The organism is Pseudoalteromonas sp. GutCa3 (genome assembly GCF_002836155.1).
Lineage (GTDB): Bacteria > Pseudomonadota > Gammaproteobacteria > Enterobacterales > Alteromonadaceae > Pseudoalteromonas > Pseudoalteromonas arctica.
Genome location: NZ_PJBK01000023.1, coordinates 46,346 through 53,064 on the forward strand (window position 1 = coordinate 46,346; position 6,719 = coordinate 53,064).

Here is a 6,719-nt window from a genome sequence, read left to right on the forward strand (position 1 = left end):
GTCATTCCACTTTGAAATTATTTAAAGTGGAATGACTAAATATTTTTAAAGCATCATTATGAACACGGCTATTTACTATAAATTGGAGCACTTTCAGCTTGTATATTAACAATAACGCGATGCCGGAATTGCCTGAGTGGTTGTCTTTATACCTTGATAAATCACATGGACATGATGAACTAGCAAACCACAGTGGTTTAAACCCAGACCATTGGGATACTTTATTTAAGCGTTTAGCTAGTCTAACAGCAGATGATGTTAGCAGCCGCGCTACAGAAATTAGCCAATTGCTACAAAATGGCAATATTAAAAATGAAAGCAATAAGCAGTGGCACTTCGACCCATTGCCATTTATGTTATCTAAAGCTGATTGGGTGTTGCTCGAAGAGGGAATAAAACAAAGAACCCTTTTATTAAATAAAATTCAGCAAGATATTTACGGTGACCAAACATTATTAGTTGATGGTCATATTCCTGCAAAGCAGCTTTTCCAAGACCCTAATTACTTACGCGAAGGTTTTAGCCTACCTAGTAACGAATTAACACTTTTTTTTACCGCGTTAGATGTTTACCGCACGCCAACAGGCGAATTTAAAGTATTAAGCGATCATTGTCAGTGCCCGTTAGGCTTAGGGCTATTAATTAAAAGCCGTATTATTGCAAGGCGTGTAATGGCTGAAGAATTTGCCGAATGTAATGTTCAGCAAATTAAAGAATTTTTAAACCTATTCCAAGAGGGTATTAATGAATATACCCACTACATGGATGACCCACGAATTGTAATTCTAACCCAAGGAATTGATGATCCTAACTACAACGAGCATGCATTCTTATCTACCTACTTTGGCTATACATTAGTACAAAGCGCCGACTTAACTGTACGTGGTGGTGACGTTTGTTTAAAATCGTTACAAGGCTTGGGTAAAATTAATGTCATTTTACGCTGGGTTTCTGATCGTTGTATTGACTCTTTAGAGCAAACTGAATATTCACTTCATGGTATTCCGGGCTTATTACAATCGGTACGACAAGGGTCGGTTAAGGTTTTAAACCCGTTTGGTAGCGGTGTGCTCTCGTCGCCTTCAATAAAGTGCAACTTAGAAAAGTTATCGCAGCAAATTTTAAAACAACCGCTGTTGTTAGGTGAGCCAAATTACTTAAGTGTAAAAGAAGCGCAAGCCGTTGATTGGAATAACCTCGAACTACTATCTGCTATAGACCCTACACTCAAGTTAGATGGAGTGCTAGACGAGCAAGAAATAAAGCTACTTATTAGCAAAGAACCCGATAATTACTTTTTCCAAGAAAAACCTTCTTTTAGCAGTGCACCATTTTGGCATGACGGGCAATTAATCTCCAAGCCAGTGGTGTTTAGATGCTATGCATTAACCACTGAAAATGGCGTAGAAGTACTTCCTTCAGCACTGTGTTTTTCGAACGAAAAAAGTAACAACCCGAGAATATCTGGTTGGATCAAAGATACATGGATAAATACAGCCGATAGAGTTGATTTAGGCGAGCATAATCCACCGGTGCCAATTAGAAAAAGAATGGATGTAACGCTACTCGAAGGGGTTATTTCGAGCCGTACGGCTGAGCACCTTTTTTGGTTGGGCCGATACTTAGAACGCTGCGAAAATACCATACGTATATTGCGTATTTTTATAGACAAGTACACCGAATTTTCTGTTTACCCAGATTCAATACGAAAAAGTATAGTTGCACGGCTTTCTAATGCCATTAGGTCGCAATATATTGTTTATCCCTATATAGAACCTGATTTAAAACTAGATGGCATTGATGTAAATCTGTCTAAAGAAACCGCCTTTCAACTGCTTGCAGACGAGCAATGCGCTGGCAGTATTATTAATACATTAAAGTACATTGCAAATGCGTCGGTGCAAATTCAAGAATTACTATCTCATGATAGTCGTCGAATAATTGATGATATTAATGAGCAAATTAAAGTATTTAAAAATGTAAATATTAATATTCCAACGCGTGCAATGCAAAGCAGCCTAGATAGAGTTATAGGCTCAATTATGGCTTTTAATGGCTCGATTGCAGATTGTATGCCAAATAGTAATGGCTGGTTTTTACTCGAAATGGGCAGAAGAGTAGAGCGTAGCTTACAAATAACATCACTAAGTGCGGCTTTATTAACCAAAGAGTTAGACGAGCCCGAAGAGCTTGGCTTACTTGAAGCCGTGCTAAGTTGCCAAGTTAGTTTAGTTACGCATAAGCGCCGATATAGAATGTATCAAACCATTGGTACAGGGCTTGAGCTATTACTTTTAGATGCTGAATACCCACGTTCTTTATTATTTCAGTTAGAGGAAATTAATAAGTTGTGTAAGCATTTACCCACAAAACGCAGACAAGGCGTAATTGCGGCACACGAAAAAGCAATTTTACTTTCTAAAACAAGTTGTTATGTAACCGAAAAAGATTACCTACAAAAAAGTGCAAATGGACAACGTAACCAGTTAATCGAATTTAACCATAATACGCGTATGAACTTAGATACATTTTGTGATGTATTATTACTACAGTATTTTTCTCATACCCAAACGGCAAATAAATTGAACTGGACTAATATTGAGCAAGCTCAATCGTGAAATATAAAATAAAGCACTCGACTACATACAACTATTCAGACTTTGTTAGTTTGTGTCAAAACCAAGCGCGATTAACGCCAAAAACGAATCGCGGGCAAATATGCCACAGTAGTCGTGTAGAAATTGAACCTACACCGACTTACTTACAAACATTTACTGATTATTTTAATAATCAGGTAACAGCGTTTGAAATAGCAATACAGCATAAAAAACTTAAAGTAACGATGATCAGCGAGGTAGAGCTGTTAGTCGGCGCTAATAGCAATTTAGAGAGTGTTGATATTGCATGGCGAAAAGTACGTGATTTATTGGTTAAACCAAATACAGCGGAATTATTAAAAACGTCTGAATTTGTACTACCTTCACAGCTTATTCCAATAGATAAAGGAATTAAGGAATACGCATTAATTTCGTTTGATGCACACAAAAATATAATTTCTGCATGCAAAGATCTAATGGCACGGATTTTTCATGAATTTCATTATGATCCTGGTTTTACAACAATTAGTACGCCTTTGAGCACTGTTTTTGCACAAAAAAGGGGCGTTTGCCAAGACTTTGCACACTTTGCGCTTGCATGCTTACGTAGCGTAGGGTTAGCAGGTCGATACGTAAGTGGGTACATAGAAACCATGCCGCCAGAAGGCGAAGAAAAGCTAGAAGGTGCAGATGCAACTCATGCATGGTTTGCGGTATTTGTGCCAAACTTTGGTTGGGTTGATTTTGATCCAACAAATAATGTTTTACCACGCGATCAGCATATTACTCTAGCCGTAGGGCGAGACTTTTCTGACGTAACTCCTTTAAAAGGAGTGGTATTTGGTGGCGGTAGTCAATTGCTTGATGTAGCGGTTGATATGATTCGAATGGAATAGCAGTTTAACTACGTCATATATGATGATGGATAAGGTGAAAGAGTGTATGAAAATTGATTGGAAAGCGTACCAAACAAAAGGTTTCTTTGATGAATTAATTGATGCACAAGGAAACGTTAGATCGCATGGAACACAATTAGCACAATTTTTTGCTAATTTATCAGCAGAAGAATTAGTAAAAGCCAGAGCGGTTGCTGATTTAGCAATTAAAGAAATGGGTATTACTTTCACGGTTTACAACGAAGGTAATATGATTGATAGAGCCTGGCCGTTTGATATTATCCCTCGAACTATTGGTAAAAAAGAATGGCAAAGCGTAGAGGTTGGTTTAAAGCAACGTGTTGAAGCGCTTAACCTTTTTATAGATGATTTATACCACGACCAAAAAATAATAAAAGATGGTGTTTTTCCAAAAGGGTTACTAGAAAAATCAGTTAACTTTCGCCAGCAATGCGTGGGAATAAACCCGCCAAATAAGATATGGGCGCATATTTGTGGCTCAGATTTAGTACGCGATGGTAGCGGTACAATGTATGTGCTTGAGGATAACCTGCGTGTTCCTTCTGGTGTATCTTATATGCTTGAAAATCGCTCTGTAATGAAGCGTGTATTCCCTGAATTATTTGAGCAAGTATCGATTTTACCTGTTGATGATTACCCTTCACAATTATTTGATATGCTAGCGGCAATGTCGCCTCGTCCACAAGATAAACCAGAAGTCGTGGTACTTACTCCTGGGGTGTTTAACTCCGCTTATTTTGAGCATTGTTACCTTGCCCAAGAAATGGGTTGCGAACTGGTAGAAGGGCGCGATTTAGTTGTTGAAAAAGATGACTGTGTATACATGAGAACAATCACAGGGCTACAACGAGTTGATGTTATTTATCGTCGTATAGATGATTTGTTTTTAGACCCAGAAGCCTTTTTACCAGAATCCCAACTTGGCGTTCCTGGATTAATGCGTGCTTGGTCTAAAGGTAATGTTGCTTTGGTTAATGCACCAGGTGCAGGCGTTGCTGATGACAAAGTAGTTTACGCCTATGTACCTGAGATGATTAAGTACTACTTAGGCGAGGAAGCTAAACTTGCTAATGTCCCAACGTTCAAATGTTTGGACCCGAAAGAATGCGACCATGTGATTAAAAACATTGATAAGCTTGTTGTTAAACCAGCAAATGAGTCTGGTGGCTACGGGCTATTAATTGGTCCTAAATCAACCAAAAAAGAACAAGAAGCGTGTATTGCTCAAATTAAAGCGGACCCACGAAACTGGGTAGCTCAACCAACATTAGATTTATCAACAGTACCCACATTTGATGGCAATAAACCAGATGGCCGACATACCGATTTAAGACCGTTTATTTTATCATCAGGTAAAGATACGCAAGTTACCACTGGTGGATTAACGCGTGTTGCTATGGTTAAAGGCTCTTTGGTGGTTAATTCATCACAAGGTGGTGGCAGTAAAGATACTTGGATTGTTGACGAAGAGGCTAAATAATATGTTATCAAGAGTAGGCGAAACTTTATATTGGGTATCTCGATACATTGAACGTGCGGAAAATGTAGCTCGTTTAATCAACGTTAACAATTTACTGATGATGGACTTACCCAAAGGCGTATGTACCGGCTGGGAGCCATTAATTGATATTATTGGTGTACGCAAAGCGTATTCAGAAAACCATACTGATTTTTCTGAGCAAAAAGCATTAAGGTATTTACTTGTTGGTAGTGATAATAGCTCGTCAATTTTAAACTCTATCACTTCTGCCAGAGAAAGCGCGCGTACAATTCGTGATGTAATACCGCGAGACGTATGGGAAGAAATAAACTCTCTGTATTATTATGTAAAAGACAATCAAAAAGAAGGGATTACAAAGCGTGGGCGTTTTGAGTATTTAAAAAAGATTATAGATTCAGCCCATCAAATATTTGGGGCGTTAGATGCCACAATTAATCATGATCAGGGCTATGTTTTTATCCGTTTTGGTTCGATTATAGAGCGCGCAGATATGACATCGCGAATTTTAGATATTCGCTCTGCTACGTTAATTACTAATGAAGAAGAAGTGAAGCCGTTTGATAATATTCAGTGGATCAGTTTATTGCGTTCGTTAAGTGCTTATCAAATGTATCGCCAAGAAATGGGCGTTAGAGTACAGCGTGCTGATGTAATAGAATTTGTGATGCACAGCAAAGTATTCCCACGATCTATTTTATTTTGTATGAATGAATTAAAAGCATTGGTTTTACCTTTGCCAAACTCAACAGAAATTATTAAATCAATTGATGATGCAATTGTTGAGTTAGAAAATAAAGACGTACGAGTACTTAAAAATGGTCTGTTGCATGACTTTATCGATGAAATACAAATAGACTTAGCTGGAATACATAACGGACTGGCCGAAACGTATTTTTTAAAACAAGCAGAATAATAAAAACTGTATATTGTGAAATGACTGCTTAGCTTTAAGCGGTCATTTTTGCTTTAATTTATTTATAATAATTTTAAAACCTGCATAATTAATCTTTACTTCCTCATCCGTTGGTATCGCAATGAAAATCATCTCGACTAATATTTCTAAAATTAAAACTCTTATTCATAATGGTAAAGAGGTGAAAACGGGAATATTCAAAACCCCAACTAACGAACCTGTTGTTATTGAAAAACTAAACATTATAGGTGACGAGCAAGCTGATTTAGTTAATCACGGCGGGGTAGATAAAGCGGTATATGCTTTTTCGCACAATCATTATGAGTATTGGAAACAAACCCTCGAGAATGATGATTTGGCAGTAGGTGCCTTTGGCGAAAACTTCACGATTTCTGACCTTAATGAAGCGAATATACACATAGGTGACCATATTCGAATTGGTACTGCACTGCTTGAAGTAAGCCAGCCTCGTGTACCCTGTTTTAAACTCGCTATCGCCCTTAATAATAAAAACAGCCTTAAACTGTTTACGCAGCATTACTGCACTGGCGTGTATTTTAGGGTACTAGAGCAGGGCGTTGCAAAAACGGGTGATAGTGTTGTTATCGAGAAGAAAGCCTCGCACGACATATCAGTTAAAAAACTGTTTCAGGCATTTTTTGATAAAAAATATGTAGGTTATGAAGACATACTTTTAGAAGCATTAACTTTGCCAGAGCTTGCTGTAGAGTGGCAAGAAAAGCTAAAGAAGAAGCTTGCTATTAAAAGTGAATAAAGTTAAATATAAATTG

General features: G+C 37.7%; 5 protein-coding genes. All 5 read left to right on the plus strand.

What is annotated here, in order from left to right; genetic code table 11:
• Positions 1–98: 98 nt before the first annotated feature.
• Positions 99–2,618, plus strand: a complete 2,520-nt coding sequence (locus CXF64_RS04700; protein WP_101216454.1) for a circularly permuted type 2 ATP-grasp protein — start codon at positions 99–101, stop codon at positions 2,616–2,618.
• Positions 2,615–3,493 (plus strand): transglutaminase family protein, encoded by an 879-nt coding sequence (locus CXF64_RS04705; protein ID WP_024590933.1) that lies wholly within the window; start codon positions 2,615–2,617, stop codon positions 3,491–3,493. The genes CXF64_RS04700 and CXF64_RS04705 overlap by 4 nt, the downstream gene beginning before the upstream one ends.
• Before the next feature lie 46 nt (positions 3,494–3,539).
• The gene (locus tag CXF64_RS04710; protein ID WP_007585223.1) at positions 3,540–4,994 is read left to right on the plus strand and encodes a circularly permuted type 2 ATP-grasp protein; all 1,455 of its coding nucleotides are present in this window, start codon (positions 3,540–3,542) and stop codon (positions 4,992–4,994) included.
• Between the two features lies 1 nt (position 4,995).
• Positions 4,996–5,928 (plus strand): alpha-E domain-containing protein, encoded by a 933-nt coding sequence (locus tag CXF64_RS04715; RefSeq protein ID WP_101216455.1) that lies wholly within the window; start codon positions 4,996–4,998, stop codon positions 5,926–5,928.
• A gap of 121 nt (positions 5,929–6,049) precedes the next feature.
• The gene (locus tag CXF64_RS04720) at positions 6,050–6,703 is read left to right on the plus strand and encodes an MOSC domain-containing protein (RefSeq protein ID WP_101216456.1); all 654 of its coding nucleotides are present in this window, start codon (positions 6,050–6,052) and stop codon (positions 6,701–6,703) included.
• Positions 6,704–6,719: the final 16 nt, after the last annotated feature.

Bases quoted from the DNA above. Each gene is read 5' to 3' on its own strand.
- CXF64_RS04715 (WP_101216455.1), top strand. From the start codon at position 4,996: ATGTTATCAAGAGTAGGCGAAACTTTATATTGGGTATCTCGATACATT.
- CXF64_RS04710 (WP_007585223.1), top strand. From the start codon at position 3,540: ATGAAAATTGATTGGAAAGCGTACCAAACAAAAGGTTTCTTTGATGAA.
- CXF64_RS04720 (WP_101216456.1), top strand. From the start codon at position 6,050: ATGAAAATCATCTCGACTAATATTTCTAAAATTAAAACTCTTATTCAT.